The organism is Cellulosimicrobium cellulans, from assembly GCF_024124905.1.
Lineage (GTDB): Bacteria > Actinomycetota > Actinomycetes > Actinomycetales > Cellulomonadaceae > Cellulosimicrobium > Cellulosimicrobium cellulans_G.
Window position 1 is genome coordinate 126388 of the sequence record NZ_JAMXST010000004.1, and the last position, 18378, is coordinate 144765.

Consider the following 18378-nt stretch of genomic DNA (forward strand, 5'->3'; position numbering starts at 1 on the left):
CTGTCCCCCAGCGGCCCGCCGGTGCGGGCAGGCGCCCCGCGGCGACGACGACCGGGCGCCCCGAGCCGACGAGCGACTGGGAGCGTGACGTGACCGATCTGATCGATACCACCGAGATGTATCTGAAGACGATCTACGAGCTCGTGGAAGAGGGCATCGTCCCGCTGCGCGCGCGCATCGCGGAGCGCCTCGGCCACTCGGGACCCACGGTGTCGCAGACGGTCGCGCGCATGGAGCGCGACGGCCTCGTCGTCGTCACGGGCGACCGCCACCTGGAGCTCACGTCCGTCGGCCACGACAAGGCGACGCGCGTCATGCGCAAGCACCGGCTCGCCGAGCGCCTGCTGACCGACGTGATCAAGCTCGACTGGGAGTACGTGCACACCGAGGCGTGCCGGTGGGAGCACGTGATGAGCGAGCTCGTCGAGGAGCGCCTCATCGGGCTGCTCGACCACCCCCACTTCGACCCGTACGGGAACCCGATCCCGGGCCTGCCGGAGCTGGGGGAGCAGTTCGAGGAGGTCGACTTCCTCGACGGCGTCGTCTCGCTCCCGGTGTTTCTCGCGGAGCACGGCCGTGACGGCGCGGAGACGCGCGTCGTGCTGCAGCGGATCGCCGAGCCGATCCAGGTCGACGTCGAGCTGCTCGCGCGCCTCGCGGAGGCCGAGGTGCTGCCCCGTCGCACCCTCGTCGTGCGGTCGACGGGCGACGGCGGCGCGACCGTGCAGGGGGAGGGTGCGGCGGTCGTGCTGGACCTGCCCGACGACGTCGCGCGTCACCTCTTCGTCGCCCGGGGCTAGCCGCCCGTTCACCGGCAAATGGGCGCTGACCTGGGGCGATATGATCGTCCGCGTCGATTCGTAATGGGAACGTGACTTTTGCCGGGGCGTCCTGTACGGTCGGTGCTGCTCCATCGGAATACCCATTCGACGGAGTCCTCGCGCGGAACGCCTAACCCTGTCACCGCAAGAGGCCAACGACGACCCGATGACAGGGACGGGGGACCCACTTCCGGGTGCTGGAGACAGCGCCCTTGGGGTGAAGCCCGACGGACCTCGGTCCTGACGGCCGGGTGACTCTTCCACCCGAACCCGACAGCTGACCTCGCAGGCGTCTTGGAGAGGCACAAAGTGACCGTGAGCACGACTCGCGCCCGCCACCGCGCGGCGCGGCGTCCCGTGACGCCACTCAGCTCCATCGCCCAGGCCGCGTCGGACCAGATGTCGACCGTCGGTCGCCGCACCGCCGTCGTCGCCGCGTCCTCGGGCCTCATCGTCTCGATGATCGGTGCCGCCGCCCCCGCGACCGCGGCCCCCGTCGACAACGAGTCCGGCAAGCTCAACGCCGTCGACCTCAGCGCCCTCACCGCGCAGGCGCGCCAGGCGCTCGAGGCCGCTCCCGCGGTGACCGTCGCGGCCGACGCGGCGTTCACGATCGAGCAGGCGGCGGCCCCCGTCACCGTGACCCCGGCCCCCGAGCCGGAGCCGGAGCCGGAGCCCGTCCGCACCACGCAGACGAGCCGCACGCAGGAGCGTCAGTCCACCCAGTCCGAGGCTCCTGCCCAGCAGGAGGCGGCCGTCGAGGTTCCCGCCTCGGCCTACGGCTCGACCATCGTCTCGATCGCCGCGCGCTACGTGGGCGTCCCCTACGTCTACGGCGGCACCACCCCCGACGGCTTCGACTGCTCGGGCTTCACCAGCTACGTCTACGCGCAGGTCGGCATCAGCCTGCCGCGCACGTCGAGCGCCCAGGGCTCCGTCGGCACCAAGGTGTCGCGCGACCAGGCGCAGCCGGGCGACCTCATCTGGACGCCGGGCCACATCGCGATCTACGCGGGCGACAACATGATGATCGACGCCCCGCGCCCCGGGAAGACCGTCCAGTTCCGTCAGATCTGGCAGTCGAACCCCACGTTCATCCGCGTGGCCTGATCGCCCACGCCCCAGGGCCCTGGCGGTCACTGGCCTGACGAACCCCGTCACCTCGCGCATCGTCGCGAGGAGGCGGGGTTCGTGGCATTCTTGACGTGTTCGTGACTCGTGGCAGACGGACGGGCGCGCTGGTCTCGGCTAGGTTGGTCGTCCGATGGCACCGGGCCGTCGAGAGGAGAGTCGCTCATGACCCGCACGGAATCCGTCCTCGTCGGCGTCGACGGCTCGGCACCGAGCCTGCACGCCCTGGACTGGGCCGCCGCGTACGCGCTGCGGGTGGGCTGGCCGCTCCACATCGTCTGTACCTACTCCTTGCCGTCGTTCACCGCTGCGTCGCTGGACGGCGGCTACGCGGCGCTCGACGACTCGGCCATCCAGGAGGGCGCCCGGGCGGTCCTCGAGGAGGCGCGTGCGCGGTCCGAGGCGGCCGGGGTCCGCACGACCGCGACGGTGACGACGGGCGACGCCGCGGGCGTGCTCGTCGAGATGTCGCGCGAGCACTCGCTCGTCGTCGTCGGCACGAGGGGCCGGGGCGGCTTCACCGAGCGGCTGCTCGGCACCGTCTCCTCGGCGCTGCCCGCGCACGCCCACTGCCCGACCGTCGTGGTGCCCTACCGCTCCGAGGCGAAGAGCGAGGAGGGAGCGCCGCAGGAGCCCCTCACCGTGAAGCCCCTGCGACGCATCGTCGTCGGCGTCGACGGGTCGCCGTCGGCGGAGATCGCCCTGCGCCACGCGATCCGTCAGGCCCAGGCCTGGGACGCGGAGCTCGTCGCGGTCGCCGGTGTCCCGGTCGGTGCCGGTGCCGGCCTCCTGGCGTGGCTGCCCGCGTCGATCGACCACGAGCAGGTGCTCGCGGACATCACCGAGGGCCTCAACGTCATCATCGACCGCCACGAGGCGGAGCATCCCGGGCTCACCATCAAGCGGATCGTCCTCGACGGCACGGGCGCCGAGCTCCTCACGGAGTTCTCGACGGCCTCTGACCTGGTCGTGGTCGGTTCCCGCGGGCGCGGCGGCTTCCGCGGGCTGCTGCTCGGCTCCACGAGCCAGGCCGTCCTGCACCACTCGGCGTGCCCGGTCATGGTCGTGACCAAGAAGTGCGAGGACGACGCGCCGACGGCCGAGGACGGCTGAGCGCCCGAGAACCACCAGGAGGGCCGGACGCGGGCGGCGGTGCGCCTCGCGCGTCCGGCCCCGCGGCGGGTGCCCGGCGGCCGATCAGCTGCGGTTGCGGTAGAGGCGCATCGTGATCGGGGCGAGGACCGCGGTCAGGACGACCGACGCGACGAGGACCCACACGATCCCCTCCGTCGCGGGCTCTCCCGCCATGAGGCCGCGGACCGCGGTCACGAGGTGGGTCACCGGGTTGACGTCGACGAAGCGCTGCAGCACGACCGGCATCGTCGACGGGTCAACGAAGATGTTGGACGCGAACGTCAACGGCATGAGCACGAGCATCGACGTCCCCATGACGGCGTTGGGGGAGCGCAGCACGAGCCCGAGGGCCGTGAACACCCAGCTCAACGCGAACGCGAAGACGAGCAGCAGCACGACCCCGAGGACCACACCGACCACCCCGCCCGGCGGGCGGAAACCCAGGACGAGGCCGAGCGCGAGGGTCACGGCCGACGCGATCGTGTAGCGCACCGTGTCGCCGAGCAGCGCACCGACGATCGGCGCGGGCCGCCACACGGGCAACGACCGGAACCGGTCGAACACGCCCTTGCTGATGTCGGTGTTCATCGTGTAGCCGGTGTAGATCGTCGTGAAGAGCACCGCCTGCACGAGGATGCCCGGCAGCAGGAACTGGAGGTAGCTCTGCACGTCCCCGGCGAGCGCGCCGCCGAAGAGGTAGGTGAACATGAGCGTGAAGATGATCGGCGAGACCGTGACGTCGAAGAGCTGTTCTGGCACGTGCTTGATCTTGAGCAGCGCACGCCACGTGTAGGTGAAGGTCGCCGACACCGCGGACGGCCGCGAGGGCCGTCGATCGAGCGCGACCGCGGCCCGCAGCGCGTTCGCCTCGGGCGCGCGCAGCTCCGCGGCGGTGATGGTGGGGTCCGCGGCCATCAGGCCACCTCCTCGGTCGTCTCGTCGTCGTCCATGGGCTGGCCCGTCAGGGCGAGGAACACCTCGTCGAGGCTCGGCTGGCCGAGCGTGAACTCGGGGACCACGATGCCCTCGTCCCCGAGCGCGGGCAGGATGCGCGCGACGTCCGCGGCGCCGTCGTCGGGAACGCGCGCCGTGAACGCGTACGGGTCGTTCGCGAGCGTGATCTCCGTGCCGAGCAGCGCCCCCACGACCTCCGCCGCGCGACCCCGCCGGGTCGCGTCGGCGAGCCGGACGTGGACCGCGCCCTCGCCCACGGAGCGCTTGAGCTCCGTCGCGGTGCCCTCCGCGATGACCTTGCCGTGGTCGATCACGGCGATCCGGTCGGCGAGCTGGTCCGCCTCCTCCAGGTACTGCGTCGTCAGCAGGACCGTCGCGCCGTCCGCCACCAGCACGCGGACGATGTCCCACACCTGGTTGCGGCTGCGCGGGTCGAGCCCGGTGGTCGGCTCGTCGAGGAAGATGACGCGCGGGCTCATGACGAGGCTCGCCGCGAGGTCGATGCGTCGCCGCATGCCGCCCGAGTACGTCTTCACCTGGCGGTCGCCCGCGTCGCCCAGGCCGAACGCCTCCAGGAGCTCGGCCGAGCGCCCGCGCGCCGTGCCGCCGAGGAACCCGTAGAGCCGTGCGAGCATCACGAGGTTCTCCGTCCCCGTGAGGTCCTCGTCCACCGACGCGTACTGCCCCGTGAGCCCGACGACGGAGCGCACCTTGTCGGCGTCGTGCACCACGTCGTGGCCCAGCACGCGCGCCGTCCCCGCGTCGGGGCGCAGGAGCGTCGCGAGCATGCGGACCGCGGTCGTCTTGCCCGCGCCGTTCGGCCCGAGCACGCCGAACACGGTGCCCTCGGGGATGAGCAGGTCGATGCCGTCGACCGCCTTGGTCACGGACTTCCCGGTCGTGAAGTGCTTGACGAGGCCGCGTGCCTCGACGGCGAGGTCGCCACGTGCAGTGTCGGTCATGTCCCCTCCGCGGGTGGTCGTTCGCCGGAACCGACGAGCCGCCCGGCTCCCCGGGCCACCCACCCACCGACCGTCGGGGCCGGCGGAACTCATCGGTCGCGCGTCCTCCATCCTGCGCCGCGCGGCCGCCCGACGACCAGTGCGATTCGTCAGAAACAGAGCGGAGTGTGGCCGAGCGAAGGAGAGCCTCCGGTCGCGAGGTAGAACCCGTGGGGCCTCTACCTCGCGACCGGAGGCTCTCTCTCGCGGGGTCGGAGACCCTCTACTGCGCGGCGGTCTCCGCCGCGGCGAGGAGGACGCACGTCGCGACGCCGTCCATGGCGACGCGGACCTCCTCGATCGGGGGGAGGGTCGGGGCGAGGCGGAGGACCTTGTCGTCCGGGTCCTTGCCGTAGGGGAACGGGGCGCCCGCGGGCGTGAGGGCGATGCCGGCGGCCTTCGCGAGCTCGACGACGCGTGACGCGGTGCCGGGGACGACCTCGAGGCTGACGAAGTAGCCGCCCTTCGGCTCGGTCCACGACGCGACGCCCGTGCCGCCGAGGCGCTCGGCGAGGATGCCCGTGACCGCCTCGAACTTGGGCGCGATGATGTCGCGGTGCTTGCGCATGTGGGCGCGCACGCCGTCGGCGTCGCCGAAGAACAGCGCGTGCCGGAGCTGGTTGACCTTGTCCGGGCCGATGGACTGGGCGGACAGGTGCTTCTTGTACCAGGCGACGTTCGCGGGCGACGACGCGAGGAACGCGACGCCCGCGCCGGCGAACGTGATCTTCGACGTCGAGGCGTAGAGGATCACGCGGTCCGGGTGACCGGCCTCGGCGGCGAGCGCGATCGCGTCGGCGCTGCGGACCTCGTCGTCGGTGAGGTGGTGCAGGGCGTACGCGTTGTCCCAGAGGATGCGGAAGTCGGGGGCGGCGGCGGGCACGGACACGAGCGCTCGCGCGACCTCCTCCGTGACGACCGAGCCGTCGGGGTTGGCGTACGTCGGCACGACCCACATGCCCTTGATCGTGGGGTCGTCGGCGACGAGAGCGGCGACGGCCGCGGCGTCGGGCCCGTCCGCCGTCATGGGCACGGTGACCATCTCGATGCCGAGGGCCTCGCACACGGAGAAGTGCCGGTCGTAGCCGGGCACGGGGCAGATCCAGCGGACCTTCTCCTCACGGCCCCACGGGCGCTCGGAGCCGGGGACGCCGAAGAGCGTCGCGTAGGCGAGCGTGTCGTACATGAGCGTGAGGCTCGCGTTGCCACCCGCGAGGAGCTGCTCCACGGGCACGCCGAGCAGCTCGGCGAAGATCTCCCGGAGCTGCCGGAGGCCGTCGAGGCCGCCGTAGTTGCGGACGTCGGTGCCGTCGGCGTCGGTGTGGACGCCCTCGCCCGGGAGCGCGAGCAGGGCCTCGGAGAGGTCGAGCTGCTCGGCCGAGGGCTTGCCGCGCGTGAGGTCCAGCTTCAGCCCCAGGGCCTGCAGGTCGGCGTACGCGCGACGCAGGTCGTCCAGGGACGACGCGAGGGTGGTGGTACCGGGTGCGGTGTGCTCGGGCGTGGTCACCCTCCGGACTCTACCGACCCCGCGCAAGGTCCGTGAGCGCGTTCTCCAGGGCGGACAGCCCGGTCTCGAGGTCGGTGGCCGAGATGGTCAGCGGGGGAGCGAGACGGATGGTCGAGCCGTGCGTGTCCTTGGCGAGGACGCCGCGCGCGAGCAGCGCCTCGCACAGGTCGCGACCGGTCCCGCGCGCGGGATCGAGGTCGAGTCCCGCCCACAGCCCGAGGCCGCGGACGCCGTCGAGCAGCCCGGCGCCCACGAACCCGGCGAGCCGGTCCTGGAACCGCGCGCCGAGCTCGCGCGCCCGGCGTTGCGGCTCGCCGGTGGCCAGGAGGTCGACGACGGCGAGGCCGACCGCGCACGCGAGCGGGTTGCCGCCGAACGTGCTGCCGTGCGTGCCGGGCGTGAGGACCTCCAGCACGTCACGACGTCCCACGACGGCGGACACGGGCAGGATCCCGCCGCCGAGCGCCTTGCCGAGCGTCACGAGGTCGGGGCGAACGTCCCACGTCTCGACGGCGAGCGTCGTGCCGGCGCGGCCGAGGCCGGACTGGATCTCGTCCGCGATCAACAGCACGGCGCGCTCGGCGGTGAGCGCGCGCAGGCGCGGCCAGTAGTCGGCGGGCGGTACGACGACGCCGGACTCGCCCTGGACGGGTTCGAGCAGCACCGCGACGGTGGTGTCGTCGATCGCGGCGGCGACGGCGTCGGCGTCGCCGTAGGGCACGACCCGGAAGCCGGGCGTGTAGGGGTCGAACCCGCGGCGCGCGTCCGCGTCGTCGGAGAACGATACGATCGTCGTCGTGCGGCCGTGGAAGTTCCCGGAGCCGACGACGATCGTCGCCTCCCCGGGGCGGACGCCCTTGACGTCGTACCCCCACTTGCGCGCGGTCTTGATCGCGGTCTCGACGGCCTCGGCGCCGGTGTTCATCGGGAGCACGAGCGAGTCGGTTCCCCCTGTGGTGAGCGGCCCGACGAGGCCGGCGAGCGCGGCGGCGAACGGGTGCAGGAGGTCGTGGTCGAACGCGCGCGACGTGAGCGTGACACGCCCGAGCTGCGCGGTCGCGGCCGCGACGAGCGCGGGGTGGCGATGCCCGAAGTTGAGGGCCGAGTAGCCCGCGAGGAAGTCGAGGTAGCGACGCCCGTCCACGTCGGTGACCCACGATCCCTCGGCGGTCGAGACGTTGACGGGCAGCGGGTGGTAGTTGTGCGCGAGGGCGTCGCGCGGCGTCTCGTCCGCCGGCCCGGCGACCGGGCGGACGTCCTGCGCGGTCACGACGCGCTCCCCGACGTCGCGACCGGCCCGGCGCCCATCTCGCGGATCTCGAGGGTGCAGCACTTGGCACCACCGCCCCCGCGCAGCAGCTCGGACGTGTCGACGGCGAGCGTCTCGTAGCCGCGCTCGCGCAGCGCCGCGGCGAGCCGCTCGGCGCGCGGGGCGTGCACGACGTGCGCGCCGTCGCTCACCGCGTTGAGGCCGAGCACGACGGCGTCCTCCTCGGTCGCGAGGAGCGCGTCGGGGTAGCGCTCGCGCAGGACCTCCTGCGCCGCGGGCGAGAACGCGGGCGGGTAGTAGGCGAGGTCGACGGGCGGCGGGCCGGTGAGGCCGGGGTGCGCGCCGCCGTCGGGCTGCGTGCCCCCCGGGGCCGTGCCGGAGCCTCCGCGCAGCACGGTGAGCGCGGTGTCGAGGTGGTAGAAGCGCGGGTCGACGAGCTCGAGCGTCACGACCTCGCGTCCCCACAGCGCCGCAGCCTCGGCGTGGGCGGCGCGGTCGGTGCGGAAGCCGGTGCCGGCGAGCACGACGTCGCCCGTGACGAGCAGGTCGCCCTCGCCCTCGTTGACGTGCTCGGCGAGGTGGGTGACGTACCCCTGGTCGGCGAACCACTTGAGGTAGGCGGGGCCCTCGGGGCCGCGCTCGGGGTGGGCGAAGCGCGCGGAGTAGACGAGGCCGTCGACGACGGTCGCGCCGTTCGCGGCGTAGACCATGTCCGGCAGACCCGGGACGGGGTCGATCGTCTCCACGGTGTGGCCCAGGTCGCGGAAGGTGTCGCGCAGGCGCTCCCACTGGGCGACCGCGAGCGGGGTGTCGACCGGGGTGCGCCGGTCCATCCACGGGTTGATCTCGTAGCTCACGGTGAAGTACGTGGGCCGGCACATGAGGTAGTGCCGGGGCTGGCCTGGGCGCATCGCCGCCTCCTCGCGGGAGCCGGGCCTGCCGGGGTGGTGCGGCCCGGGTGGTGGTCGGACGGGGGTGGCGTCCGATGGTGCTGGTGGGCTGCCGGTTGGCTGCTGGATGCCAGCGTACGTCCGCGGCCTGCCCGCGTCCTGGGACACGGCGCTCCATGGCAGGGCGTTGACAGCGATACTCTATCGATATATCGTTAGCGTATCGCTGAGAGTCGAACCGACGACTCGCGACCCTCGCGAGGCCGCCACGGCCCGCCACCGCTCCGCGGAACATTCGGAGCCCACGAACACAGGAGACGCATCCCATGAGCTACGCACACCAGCACCGGGGCAGGACCCCGGAGAACGTCCAGAACATGTCCCAGCCGTTCGGCGAGCGACCCGGGCCGCGCCCGGACCGCCGTCGTCGCGACGGCTTCCCGCCCGTGCCCGACGACGCGGCCTGGTTCCGCGGCGACGGTCCCCGTGGTCGGGGCGGCGCGCGCCGCGGCGGTGGCCGCGGGTTCGGCGGCCCGGCCGACGGCGGACGCGGCTTCGGCCCCGGCTCCGGCGAGCGTGGGTTCGGCCCCGGCTTCGGGCCGGGCGGGCCGGGCTTCGGCCCCGGCGGTCCCGGGTTCGGCCCGGGACACGGCGGGCGTCGTCACGGGGGCCGCGGTCGCGGCCCGGGGCGCGCCGGCCGCGGCGACGTCCGCGCCGCCGTCCTGCTGCTCCTCGCCGAGCAGCCCATGCACGGCTACCAGGTCATCCAGGAGATCGCCGAGCGGAGCGAGGGCCAGTGGCGCCCGAGCCCCGGCGCGGTCTACCCCGCGCTGAACCTGCTCCAGGACGAGGGGCTCGTCGAGCTCTCGGCCGACGGTGGGCGTCGCCTCGCGACGCTCACCGAGGCGGGCACCGCGTACGTCGCGGAGCACGCCGCCGAGCTGGGCGACCCGTTCGCCGAGGCGGCCGGTCGCGGCGGCCGCTCGCGGCGCGAGCTGCGCGCGGGCGTCGAGGCCGTCGCCGCGGCGGTCCACCAGGTCGCCCGCACGGGCACCGACGAGCAGGCGCAGGCCGCAGCAGAGCTCCTCGAGCGCACGCGCCGCGAGCTCTACCTGATCCTCGCCGGCCCCGCAGCCACGACTCCCGCGCCGGACGCGGGCGCCCCCGCGTCGTCGGGCACGCCCGTGGAGGACGCCCCGGTCGAGGACGCGCCGTCGGCCTGACCTCGCCGATCTCGCCGACCCTGCCGAACCCGGGTTCGCTCCTCACCCGCAGCCGTGGGTCGGGAGCGACCCCGGGTTCGGCGCGTCTGGGGCGCGCGGCCGCGAGGCGTCGACCCGGGCCCCTGGCATCGGTCGACCCGCGTCAGCGGTGGGTGAGCAGGCGGGCCTCGAGGCGGCGCAGCGACGTCCGCATCATCCAGCGCAGCGCGAGCCCGACGAGCGGCGCCGTGGCGGCGCGGGGGAGCGGGCCGGCGAGGTACGCCTCCTCCCACCAGACGACGCGGCAGCGTCCGCGGCCGAGCGGCACGACGTCGAACCCGGCGTCGCCGAGCAGGACGGGGCCGAGCTTGTGCACCCGCGTGCTCCCGGTCCGGCCCGCCGCGACGGACGGGCGGTCGAGCGACTCGACGACCATGCGGTCGGTGAACCCCCGCCCCGTACGACGGGCGGACGGTCCGCTCACCATCGTGAAGCGGTCGCCGACCTCGGGACCGCGGACGGCCGGGGTCGCCATGGCCGTCAGCGGGATCCAGCGCGGGTGCGTGCGCGGGTCCGCGACCCACGCGAACGCGACGGTCGCGTCGACGGCCAGGTCGCGCGCGACGGAGACGCGCCGAGCCGCGCCGTCTCCCGCCCGCCGGGCGATGCCGGCATGGTCGTCCGCCGGGTCGTCAGGCGCTGCGGGCGTCACTCGGCGTCGCGCGCGGGGGAGTGGTCCCGCCGGCCGCGCCCCGGCAGGAGGCGATGACGGCGCCGAGGGCTCGCGGCGTCGTCGGGCACCGGGACGAGCCGTGGCGGCGCGTCCTCGACCGGAGACTCGACGACCTCCAGGAGCCGCCCGAACACCGACGGCGGCGGCCCGAACGCGCGCCGGGACTGGCCGATCACGCCGTGCCCGAGCGCGCGCGCCCCGGCGACGCCGACGACCGCCCCGACCCCGAACGGGACGAGGCGCCCGATCGCGAGGCCGGACTGCTTGGCGAGCTGGGTGCGCAGGAAGCGGTTGCCGAGCGCCTTGTTCACCTTGACGAGCGTCCCGGCGGGCATGCTCGTGAGCAGGACCTTGCCCCACGCGAGGCCCGAGCCCTGGGTCGCGCGCTCGACGTCGCGCGCGCCCTTCTCGCCGAGCACCGTGGCGAGGAGCAGGGCGCGGCGGCGTGCGACGTCGTCCACGGCGATCCCGTGCACGTCCGCGACGGCGAGCGCGAACGCCGCCGACGACGCGAAGAACGTCGCGATGTCGCTCGACGTCAACGCGATCCCGACACCCGTCCCGACCGCCGGGAAGGCCGCCGCCGCACCGACGGCGCCGCCCGCGGCCTGGATGACGAGCAGGTACTCGCGCTCGAGGATCCGCACGATCTGCGCGGGGCTCGCCTCCGGGTTCCGGCGTCGTACGCCGTCCACGTGCGACCGGATCACGTGGGAGGGGATGGTCACGGCCTTGTCGAGCGCCGCGTCGAGCAGCGGCGTGGGCCGGTAGGCGGCCCAGTCCGTCGCGTCGACGGCCGGGTCCTGGGGCGCCCGGACGGCGCGACGACCCCGCCGCGCGACGGCGTCCGACGTGGGGGTCCCCCGGGGGTCCCACGTCCCGTAGTCCGGCGTACCGGACGGCTGCTCGTGCGCCATCACGCCTCCCGTCGTCGGTCGGGCCTCACGGCCCGGTCGTCACTCGACGCTGCCGCCCGGCTGCTGGAACACCGTGTGCACGGTCGCGCCGGCCTTGATCGTCCGTCCCACTGTGCAGGTCTTCTCGATCGCCCGCTCGGCGACCGTGAGCAGGCGCTCGCGCGCCTCGTCGTCGAGCGAGGACAGGTCGATCTCGAACCGCTCCGTGATCTCGGGGTAGCGGTCCTCGGGCAGGTCCTTGACGCCCTCGGCGTGGATCGTCACCGCGTAGTCGTCGCCCAGGCGGCGCGCGAACGTGCGGTCCGAGCTCATGCCGGCGCACGCGGCCAGCGCGATCTTCAGCAGCTCGCCCGGCGTGAACACCGCACCCGCGCTCGCGGGGCCGATGAGCACCTGGGCACCGCGCGCGGAGTAGCCGGTGTACGTGCGCACGCCCGTGCGCTCGACCCACAGGGCGTCCGTGGGAGACGGCGACGACGGGGCGATCTCGTCGGTGCCCGTCTGCGGGGTCGTGGTGGCTGGCTCGGTCGTCATGCGTCGATCCTCGCACTCGTGCGGTGCCGGTGCGCTCGTCGCCCACCGGTCGGTCGACCGGAGAACGCGGACGGCGGTCGCGTGATTCCCCGTCCGGACGGCGGTCTCAGGCCGCGCGGAGAGGTCCGGGCACCGCGGGTTCCGGTGCCGGCCGCGCCGGCGCCGTCGTGGCGCTCGTGGGGGCGGCGGTCGCCGTCGCCCCGGCGACGAACGCCGCGCGAGGGCGCTGCACCGCGGCGAGGGAGACGACGTCGCGCCCGAACAGCGCGCCCGTCGCCCACACGGCGAGCACGCGGGCCGTCCGCTCCCCGGTCGGGATGGCGAGCACGTGGTAGCCGCGGTGCATGAGCCACGCGAGGCGCCCGCGCACGACGAGCCGGCGGTACTCGAACACCCCCGAGCCGAGACCGAGCGTCGCGACGACGCCGAGGCTGCCGTGCACGTACGGTCGCGTGGCCCGACCGCGCCGGGCCGCGACGAGGTTGCGCGCCAGGCGCCGGCCCTGCCGCACGGCGTGCTGCGCGTTGGGGACGGTGAGCGCCCCCGGCCGGGGGACCGCGAGGTCGGGCACGGCGGCGCCGTCGCCCGCGGCCCACGCGTCGGGGACGGTGTCGTCCACCGTCCCGACGCGCAGGTCCGGCCGCGTGACGAGGTAGCCGCGCGCGTCCACCGGCAGGTCCGTGTGCGTCGCGACGACGGGGTTCGCCGCGTTGCCCGCCGTCCACACGAGCAGCCCCGTGGCGAACGACTCGCCCGTCGAGAGCGTCACGACCCCGCCCTCGGCGGACACGATGCCCGTCTCGAGGTGCACGTGCGCACCCCGGCGCTCGAGCTCGCGCACGACCCACCGCCCCGGACGCTCCGTCACCTCCGGCAGGAGGCGCGGGGTGCGCTCGACGAGGTGGAACCGCAGCTCCGCCGGGTCGATCTCGGGGTAGACGCGCGTGAGGTCGTGCGCGAGCGACAGGAGCTCGGCGAACCCCTCCACGCCGGAGAACCCGCCGCCGACGAACGTCACCGTGAGCAGCCGCTCGCGCTCCGGGCCCGGGGGCAGGCTCGCCGCGCGGTCGAACGACGTGAGCATCCGGTCGCGGATCGCGACGGCCTCCTCGACGTGCTTCATGCCGATCGCGTGCTCGGCGACGCCCGGCACGGCGAAGACGCGCGTCACCGCGCCCGCGGTCACGACGACCGTGTCGTACGTCAGGTCGTACGGCTCGCCCGAGCGCGGCCGCACGACGACCGTGCGGCGCGCGTGGTCCACGCGCTCGACCGTCCCGTCGACCAGGCGCGTGCGGCGCAGGTGGCCCCGGTGCGCGACGGCGGCGTGCCGCGCCTCGACCGAGCCCGCGACGACCTCGGGCAGGAACGGCTGGTACGTCATGTACGGGCGCGGGTCGACCAGGACCACCTCGACCTCGCCGCGGCGCAGCTCGCGCCGCAGGCGCTTCTCGAGCTCCCGGGCCGCCGTGAACCCGGCGTAGCCCCCACCGACGACCACGATGCGTTCCATCACTGCCTCCTGTGCCCACGAGCGTCCGGTCCGGCGCTCTACCCCTCCGACCGTCCGGGAGCGCGCGGCGTGACATGACGTGCGTCACCCTCGTCGACGAGCGCCCGCAGTCGTGCGCGGTCGAGGTCGGGACAGGCCGACGGCAGTGGTTGACCCGCCCCGCGGCGACGACCCACACTGACGACCGTGGCCCCCGACTCGACCTCCCCGACCCTCGCCGTCGTGACCGAGGGCGAGCGTGCGCCGTCGGGCAGCCCCGCCCGGCCGGTCCCGACCCCGTACGAGGACCTGCTGCGCGACGTCCTCGCCCACGGCACCCACAAGGGCGACCGCACCGGGACGGGCACGCGCAGCGTGTTCGGGCGCCAGCTCCGCTTCGACCTGTCGCAGGGCTTCCCGCTCGTCACGACCAAGCGCGTCCACCTCAAGTCGATCGCGTACGAGCTGCTGTGGTTCCTGCGCGGCGACTCGAACGTGCGCTGGCTCCAGGAGCGCGGCGTGAGCATCTGGGACGAGTGGGCGGACGCCGACGGCGAGCTCGGCCCGGTCTACGGCGTCCAGTGGCGCTCGTGGCCGACGCCGGACGGGCGGCACGTGGACCAGGTCGCGCAGGTGATCGAGCAGATCAAGGCGAACCCCGACTCGCGCCGGCACATCGTCTCGGCGTGGAACGTCGCGGAGATCGAGAACATGGCTCTGCCGCCCTGCCACGCGTTCTTCCAGTTCTACGTGGCAGACGGCAGGCTGTCCTGCCAGCTCTACCAGCGCTCGGCCGACCTCTTCCTCGGCGTGCCGTTCAACATCGCGTCGTACGCGCTGCTCGTCCACATGGTCGCCGCGCAGACCGGGCTCGAGGTCGGCGACTTCGTGTGGACCGGCGGCGACGTGCACATCTACGACAACCACGTCGAGCAGGTGCGCGAGCAGCTCACGCGCGAGCCGTACCCGTACCCGACCCTGCGCCTCGCGCCGCGCGACTCGATCGACGCGTACGAGTACGAGGACATCGAGGTCGTCGGGTACCAGCACCACCCGACGATCAAGGCCCCGATCGCGGTCTGACGGCGGTGGGGGAGGAGACGCTCGGGCTGGCCTGGGCGCAGGCGCGCGACGCCGCGGGGCGGCCCGTCATCGGTGCGGGCGGCACCATGCCCTGGCACCTGCCCGAGGACCTCGCGCACTTCCGGCGCGTGACGTCCGGCCACCCCGTCGTCATGGGCCGCCGCACGTGGGACTCGCTCCCGCCCCGGTTCCGGCCCCTGCCCGGGCGCGTGAACGTCGTCGTGACGCGGCAGCCCGGGTGGTCACCGGGCGACCCGTCGCCGCGCGTCGGTGCGTCCGGCGGTGCGGTGCCCGACGGCGGTCGCCCGGCCGAGCAGGCCGGCGCGCCCGTGCGCGTGGCCGGGTCGGTCGCGGCGGCGCTCGCGGTGGCCCGCGTAGCGGCGAGCGAGACCGGGTCGGGCGAGGTGTGGGTCATGGGCGGCGCGCAGCTCTACGCCGCGACGATCGCGCTCGCGGACCGCTGCGTCGTCACCGAGATCGACACCGTCGTCGAGGGCGACACCTACGCGCCCGAGATCCCCGACGGCTGGGCTGCGCACGAGGGCGACTGGGCGACGTCGTCGACCGGCCTGCGCTACCGCTTCGTCACGGCGATGCGCCCCTGACCGGTTGTGGGCATGAGATGGGCTCGGTTTCCTCGACGGAACCGGGCCCATCTCATGCACACAACCCGTCAGGCGAGGGCGTCGAGGACGAGGTCCCAGAGGCGGGTGTGGTCGAGGGTGACCGCGACCTGCGTGCGGCACTCGTCGGGCCCGGGCTCGTCGCCGCGCAGGTCCGCGACCGTCATGCCGGTGGTCAGCGCGCCATGGAGCTCGACGTCCAGCGGGACGCGGCGCGTCGTCATGACCTCCGGGTCGATCACGCACGCGACGGCGCACGGGTCGTGGACGGGCGGGTAGAGGAAGCCCTGCGCCGAGCGGTACGTCGCGCCGTAGAAGTCGAGCAGCTCGCCGACGAACCGGGCGGCCAGGGTGTCGAGCGCGGAGAGCCGGTCGCGCACGTCCGGCGTCGCGACGGCCTGGTGGGTGAGGTCCAGGCCGACCATCGTCACCGGCCACGGCTCGTGCAGCACGACGTGCGCCGCCTCCGGGTCGGCGAGCACGTTGAACTCCGCGACCGGCGTGCGGTTGCCCCCGTGGTAGCCCCCGCCCATCATCACGACCTCCCGCACGCGCGGCACGATGCGCGGCTCCCGGCGCGCCGCCATCGCGACGTTCGTCAGCGGCCCCGTCGGCACGAGGGTGATCTCGCCGGGCTCGGCGCCCATGACCGTCTCCACGATGAGGTCGACCGCGTGGCGGCGGTCGACGGCGCGGCGCGGGGCGGGCAGGACCGGACCGTCCATCCCGGACGCGCCGTGGATGTCCGGTGCGACGATCCGCGGCCGGACGAGCGGCCGGTCGCACCCGGCCGCGACCGGGACGTCGATCCCCGCGAGCTCGGCGACGGCGAGCGCGTTGCGCGTGACCTTCTCCAGCGTCTGGTTCCCGGCGACCGTCGTCACGGCCACGAGGTCGACGGCGGGGCTGCCGTGTGCGAGCAGCATCGCGATCGCGTCGTCGTGGCCGGGGTCGCAGTCGAGGAGGACGCGTCGTGGCGCGTCGGCACGTCCGGTGGGCATGGGCCCATCCTCGCCCGCCGGCCGCGCTCCGGCCCGGTGGCCACCGCCGGCGCGGGCGCGCTTCGCCTCCGACGGTCGCCGACGGCTAGGCTGTCCTCCGGCCCATTCCCCGGGGCCGCGCGCCTGTAGCTCAGGGGATAGAGCACCGCTCTCCTAAAGCGGGTGTCGCCAGTTCGAATCTGGCCAGGCGCACCGAACGACACCGTGCTCGCCGGGCGAGCCGGCTCAGCCGACGACGCGGACGGCGAGCACCTGGCACTGCACCGGGGACGACTCCGCGCAGACGTCGGCCCACACCTCGACGACGTCACCCTCGTCCAGGGCGTCGCCGTCGACCCGCCCGCCGTCCGCGTCCAGGACGACGGTGCTCGCAGACAGGAGCGCCATGCCCTAGTAGGGGTCGGAGGCGTCGACGAGCCGCGGACCGCCGTCGTCGCGGTCGACGGCCCCGGCGACGTCCGCGGGCCGGTCCGGCGGCACGGCGGGCCCGTCGGGGCGGTCGGCCGTGCACCCGGCCAGCGCCAGGGCGAGCGCGGTCGCGAGGGGGAGCGCGAGGGCGGTCGCGCGACGGGTGGTGGCGTGGGGAGACCGGCGCATCCTCGGATCCTCCCACCGCCGTCGTGCGGCCGGACGGTCCTACGCGGACGCGGACGCGGACGCGGGCGTGGACGGCGCGGGGGTCGGCGCCGTGCCGGTGCTCCCGCCCGTCTCGGCCTCGGCGCCCTCACCCGTTCCCGCGCCGGTCCCCTCGCCCGTGCCGGGGTCGGGCGTGGTCGAGGGACCGGGGTCCGGCGTCGTCGGGTCCGGCGAGGGCTCCTGGGTGGGGCTCTCGGTGGGGTCCGGGGTCGGGGTCGTCGACGGCTCGTCCGTCGGCGTCGTCGACGGGGTCGGGGCAGGGTCCTGGGTCGGCACGGTCGACGGGTCCACGGCCGGGCCCGACGGCGTGGGCGTCGCGGGAGCGTCGGTCCCGGTCGAGCGCTCGCGGCTGATCGTCGTCCCCGAGCCCTCCACGCCCCGCACGGCGTCCGAGATCGGCTTGCCGATCGCGAGCTCGACCACGAGGACGACACCCATCACGACGACGAACAACGCGAGCGCCGACACGGTCAGGACCCGCCCGCGGCCGTAGCGGTCGACGAGCCGCAGCCAGGCGTTCTGCGGCTGCTCCGGGGCCACGGGGTCGCCGTCGGCCTCTTCGGTGGCGTCGCAGTCCGGAGCGAGGGCGGCCGTCGCCCCCGTGCCCGCCCCCGCGTCCGGCGCCGAGCCGTCCACGACGACCGTCCCGCGCGGCACGCTCGCGACGGCGGTCGTGACGGTGGTGGTCGTGGCGCGGTCGCGCGGGGTGCTCCCGCCGGTGGTCACCTGCACGACCTTGCCGACGACGGGCACGAGCTGCTCGCGCGTCTTCTGGATCGAGCGCGTGTAGACGTAGTTCGCGACGACGGTGAGGGCGCTCGCGATGCCGGCACCGATGATCGTCCCTGCGGTCCCGAAGTACGACAGCAGCACCGTGGTGCTCACGGCGGCGAGCGCGCTCGCGACGACCTGCGTGAGGGAGAGCCGGGCCGGGGCCTCGCGCTCCTTCGCGGGCGCGGTCTCCGCGGCGGCACGTCCTGCCTCGCGGCCGGCGTCGTGGGTCGCGGGGCGCGGGGCGGAGTCGTCGCTGTCGGGGCGGGGTGCGGGGGGCGTCGTCACGTGGTGCGGGTCTCCGGTCGTCGGCGGGCAGGACCGCCCGCCGCCACCGGCCGTGGACGACGGCCGCGCGCCAGGGACCGGCGTCGGGCCACGGGCGTCCTCCCACGGTAGGCCGCCCGTGTGGACCTCGCTCAGGGGCGTCGTGCCGGGGGCTCAGAGGAACGGGAGAGATCCTGTGACGCCGCCGGTCGGAGCGCCGCGGCGGTGCGCGCCGGCGTCGCTCGTCGCGTCCCCGGGCGGGACGAGGCCCGGTGCCGCGGGCGGCGACGTATCCTGCCGAGGGTCGCGTCGGCGCGTCACGGGGGTGCGCGAGGACCTCGGGGTGTGGTGTGCGCCACAGGCCGCCGCGGCCGTCGCAGCCGTCGAATTCGCGGAATCCCGCGCATGTTG

Annotated in this window: 19 protein-coding genes, 1 tRNA gene and 1 riboswitch; of the genes, 7 read left to right on the forward strand and 13 right to left on the reverse strand. The window is 74.6% G+C overall.

What is annotated here, in order from left to right; genetic code table 11:
• Positions 1–89: 89 nt before the first annotated feature.
• From NHH00_RS12815 to NHH00_RS12825, 3 genes are all read left to right on the forward strand, one after another.
• A complete protein-coding gene (locus tag NHH00_RS12815) occupies positions 90–800 on the forward strand; it encodes a metal-dependent transcriptional regulator (protein ID WP_253052721.1) in 711 nt (236 codons plus the stop codon).
• Between the two features lie 167 nt (positions 801–967).
• A riboswitch (cyclic di-AMP (ydaO/yuaA leader) is annotated at positions 968–1128 on the forward strand.
• A 2-nt stretch (positions 1129–1130) separates the two neighbouring features.
• Positions 1131–1931, forward strand: a complete 801-nt coding sequence (locus NHH00_RS12820; RefSeq protein WP_253052723.1) for a C40 family peptidase — start codon at positions 1131–1133, stop codon at positions 1929–1931.
• A gap of 186 nt (positions 1932–2117) precedes the next feature.
• Positions 2118–3065, forward strand: coding sequence for a universal stress protein (locus NHH00_RS12825; RefSeq protein ID WP_253052725.1), 948 nt, complete (start codon positions 2118–2120; stop codon positions 3063–3065).
• Positions 3066–3149: 84 nt separating this feature from the next.
• On the opposite strand, the gene NHH00_RS12830 is transcribed toward NHH00_RS12825, so the two are convergent.
• The 5 genes from NHH00_RS12830 to ddaH all read right to left on the reverse strand — a co-directional run bounded on the left by NHH00_RS12830 (position 3150) and on the right by ddaH (position 8729).
• Positions 3150–4001: an ABC transporter permease gene (locus tag NHH00_RS12830; protein WP_253052727.1), complete on the reverse strand. Its 852-nt coding sequence runs from the start codon at positions 3999–4001 to the stop codon at positions 3150–3152.
• Positions 4001–5002: an ATP-binding cassette domain-containing protein gene (locus NHH00_RS12835; RefSeq protein ID WP_253052729.1), complete on the reverse strand. Its 1002-nt coding sequence runs from the start codon at positions 5000–5002 to the stop codon at positions 4001–4003. The genes NHH00_RS12830 and NHH00_RS12835 overlap by 1 nt, the downstream gene beginning before the upstream one ends.
• Positions 5003–5264: 262 nt before the next feature.
• Entirely contained in the window at positions 5265–6548 is a 1284-nt protein-coding gene (locus NHH00_RS12840) for an aminotransferase class I/II-fold pyridoxal phosphate-dependent enzyme (RefSeq protein WP_253052731.1), read from the reverse strand.
• 10 nt (positions 6549–6558) lie between these two features.
• Complete coding sequence (gene rocD / locus NHH00_RS12845; protein ID WP_308202306.1) at positions 6559–7818, reverse strand: ornithine--oxo-acid transaminase; 1260 nt, start codon at positions 7816–7818, stop codon at positions 6559–6561.
• Complete coding sequence (ddaH, locus tag NHH00_RS12850) at positions 7815–8729, reverse strand: dimethylargininase (RefSeq protein WP_253052733.1); 915 nt, start codon at positions 8727–8729, stop codon at positions 7815–7817. The genes rocD and ddaH overlap by 4 nt, the downstream gene beginning before the upstream one ends.
• A 305-nt stretch (positions 8730–9034) precedes the next feature.
• Between ddaH and NHH00_RS12855 the strand changes: the two genes are divergently transcribed.
• Positions 9035–9931, forward strand: coding sequence for a PadR family transcriptional regulator (locus NHH00_RS12855; protein ID WP_253052735.1), 897 nt, complete (start codon positions 9035–9037; stop codon positions 9929–9931).
• Between the two features lie 142 nt (positions 9932–10073).
• Here the strand turns inward: NHH00_RS12855 and NHH00_RS12860 are convergent, their stop codons facing one another.
• From NHH00_RS12860 to NHH00_RS12875, 4 genes are all read right to left on the reverse strand, one after another.
• Positions 10074–10622, reverse strand: coding sequence for an SRPBCC family protein (locus NHH00_RS12860; RefSeq protein ID WP_253052737.1), 549 nt, complete (start codon positions 10620–10622; stop codon positions 10074–10076).
• Positions 10619–11560: a hypothetical protein gene (locus tag NHH00_RS12865; protein ID WP_253052739.1), complete on the reverse strand. Its 942-nt coding sequence runs from the start codon at positions 11558–11560 to the stop codon at positions 10619–10621. Before NHH00_RS12865 ends, NHH00_RS12860 begins: the two co-directional genes overlap by 4 nt.
• A 39-nt stretch (positions 11561–11599) precedes the next feature.
• On the reverse strand, positions 11600–12094 hold the full coding sequence (locus NHH00_RS12870; RefSeq protein WP_253052741.1) for an OsmC family protein: 495 nt from the start codon (positions 12092–12094) through the stop codon (positions 11600–11602).
• A 106-nt stretch (positions 12095–12200) separates the two neighbouring features.
• A complete protein-coding gene (locus tag NHH00_RS12875) occupies positions 12201–13607 on the reverse strand; it encodes an NAD(P)/FAD-dependent oxidoreductase (protein ID WP_253052743.1) in 1407 nt (468 codons plus the stop codon).
• A gap of 222 nt (positions 13608–13829) precedes the next feature.
• Between NHH00_RS12875 and NHH00_RS12880 the strand changes: the two genes are divergently transcribed.
• Both NHH00_RS12880 and NHH00_RS12885 read left to right on the forward strand, forming a co-directional pair.
• Positions 13830–14669 (forward strand): thymidylate synthase, encoded by an 840-nt coding sequence (locus NHH00_RS12880; RefSeq protein WP_253053661.1) that lies wholly within the window; start codon positions 13830–13832, stop codon positions 14667–14669.
• A gap of 5 nt (positions 14670–14674) precedes the next feature.
• On the forward strand, positions 14675–15274 hold the full coding sequence (locus NHH00_RS12885; protein WP_308202307.1) for a dihydrofolate reductase: 600 nt from the start codon (positions 14675–14677) through the stop codon (positions 15272–15274).
• 68 nt (positions 15275–15342) lie between these two features.
• On the opposite strand, the gene uriH is transcribed toward NHH00_RS12885, so the two are convergent.
• On the reverse strand, positions 15343–16293 hold the full coding sequence (gene uriH / locus NHH00_RS12890; RefSeq protein ID WP_253052745.1) for a uridine-preferring nucleoside hydrolase UriH: 951 nt from the start codon (positions 16291–16293) through the stop codon (positions 15343–15345).
• Positions 16294–16412: 119 nt separating this feature from the next.
• Here uriH and NHH00_RS12895 point away from each other — a divergent pair.
• Positions 16413–16485, forward strand: a tRNA-Arg gene (locus NHH00_RS12895).
• Between the two features lie 33 nt (positions 16486–16518).
• Here NHH00_RS12895 and NHH00_RS12900 read toward each other — a convergent pair.
• Genes NHH00_RS12900 through NHH00_RS12910 form a run of 3 tightly spaced genes read right to left on the reverse strand, consistent with a single transcriptional unit; the run spans position 16519 to position 17988 of the window.
• Positions 16519–16680, reverse strand: coding sequence for a hypothetical protein (locus NHH00_RS12900; RefSeq protein WP_253052747.1), 162 nt, complete (start codon positions 16678–16680; stop codon positions 16519–16521).
• 3 nt (positions 16681–16683) lie between these two features.
• Positions 16684–16890: a hypothetical protein gene (locus tag NHH00_RS12905; protein ID WP_253052749.1), complete on the reverse strand. Its 207-nt coding sequence runs from the start codon at positions 16888–16890 to the stop codon at positions 16684–16686.
• Between the two features lie 39 nt (positions 16891–16929).
• Positions 16930–17988, reverse strand: coding sequence for a hypothetical protein (locus tag NHH00_RS12910; protein WP_253052751.1), 1059 nt, complete (start codon positions 17986–17988; stop codon positions 16930–16932).
• Between the last annotated feature and the right edge of the window lie 390 nt (positions 17989–18378).

What these genes read in the sequence shown, in the direction of transcription:
- ddaH (WP_253052733.1), bottom strand. Translation starts at nt 8,729, where the DNA reads ATGCGCCCAGGCCAGCCCCGGCACTACCTCATGTGCCGGCCCACGTAC.
- uriH (WP_253052745.1), bottom strand. Translation starts at nt 16,293, where the DNA reads ATGCCCACCGGACGTGCCGACGCGCCACGACGCGTCCTCCTCGACTGC.
- NHH00_RS12900 (WP_253052747.1), bottom strand. Translation starts at nt 16,680, where the DNA reads ATGGCGCTCCTGTCTGCGAGCACCGTCGTCCTGGACGCGGACGGCGGG.
- NHH00_RS12825 (WP_253052725.1), top strand. Translation starts at nt 2,118, where the DNA reads ATGACCCGCACGGAATCCGTCCTCGTCGGCGTCGACGGCTCGGCACCG.
- NHH00_RS12875 (WP_253052743.1), bottom strand. Translation starts at nt 13,607, where the DNA reads ATGGAACGCATCGTGGTCGTCGGTGGGGGCTACGCCGGGTTCACGGCG.
- NHH00_RS12870 (WP_253052741.1), bottom strand. Translation starts at nt 12,094, where the DNA reads ATGACGACCGAGCCAGCCACCACGACCCCGCAGACGGGCACCGACGAG.
- NHH00_RS12830 (WP_253052727.1), bottom strand. Translation starts at nt 4,001, where the DNA reads ATGGCCGCGGACCCCACCATCACCGCCGCGGAGCTGCGCGCGCCCGAG.
- NHH00_RS12855 (WP_253052735.1), top strand. Translation starts at nt 9,035, where the DNA reads ATGAGCTACGCACACCAGCACCGGGGCAGGACCCCGGAGAACGTCCAG.
- NHH00_RS12865 (WP_253052739.1), bottom strand. Translation starts at nt 11,560, where the DNA reads ATGGCGCACGAGCAGCCGTCCGGTACGCCGGACTACGGGACGTGGGAC.
- NHH00_RS12835 (WP_253052729.1), bottom strand. Translation starts at nt 5,002, where the DNA reads ATGACCGACACTGCACGTGGCGACCTCGCCGTCGAGGCACGCGGCCTC.
- NHH00_RS12905 (WP_253052749.1), bottom strand. Translation starts at nt 16,890, where the DNA reads ATGCGCCGGTCTCCCCACGCCACCACCCGTCGCGCGACCGCCCTCGCG.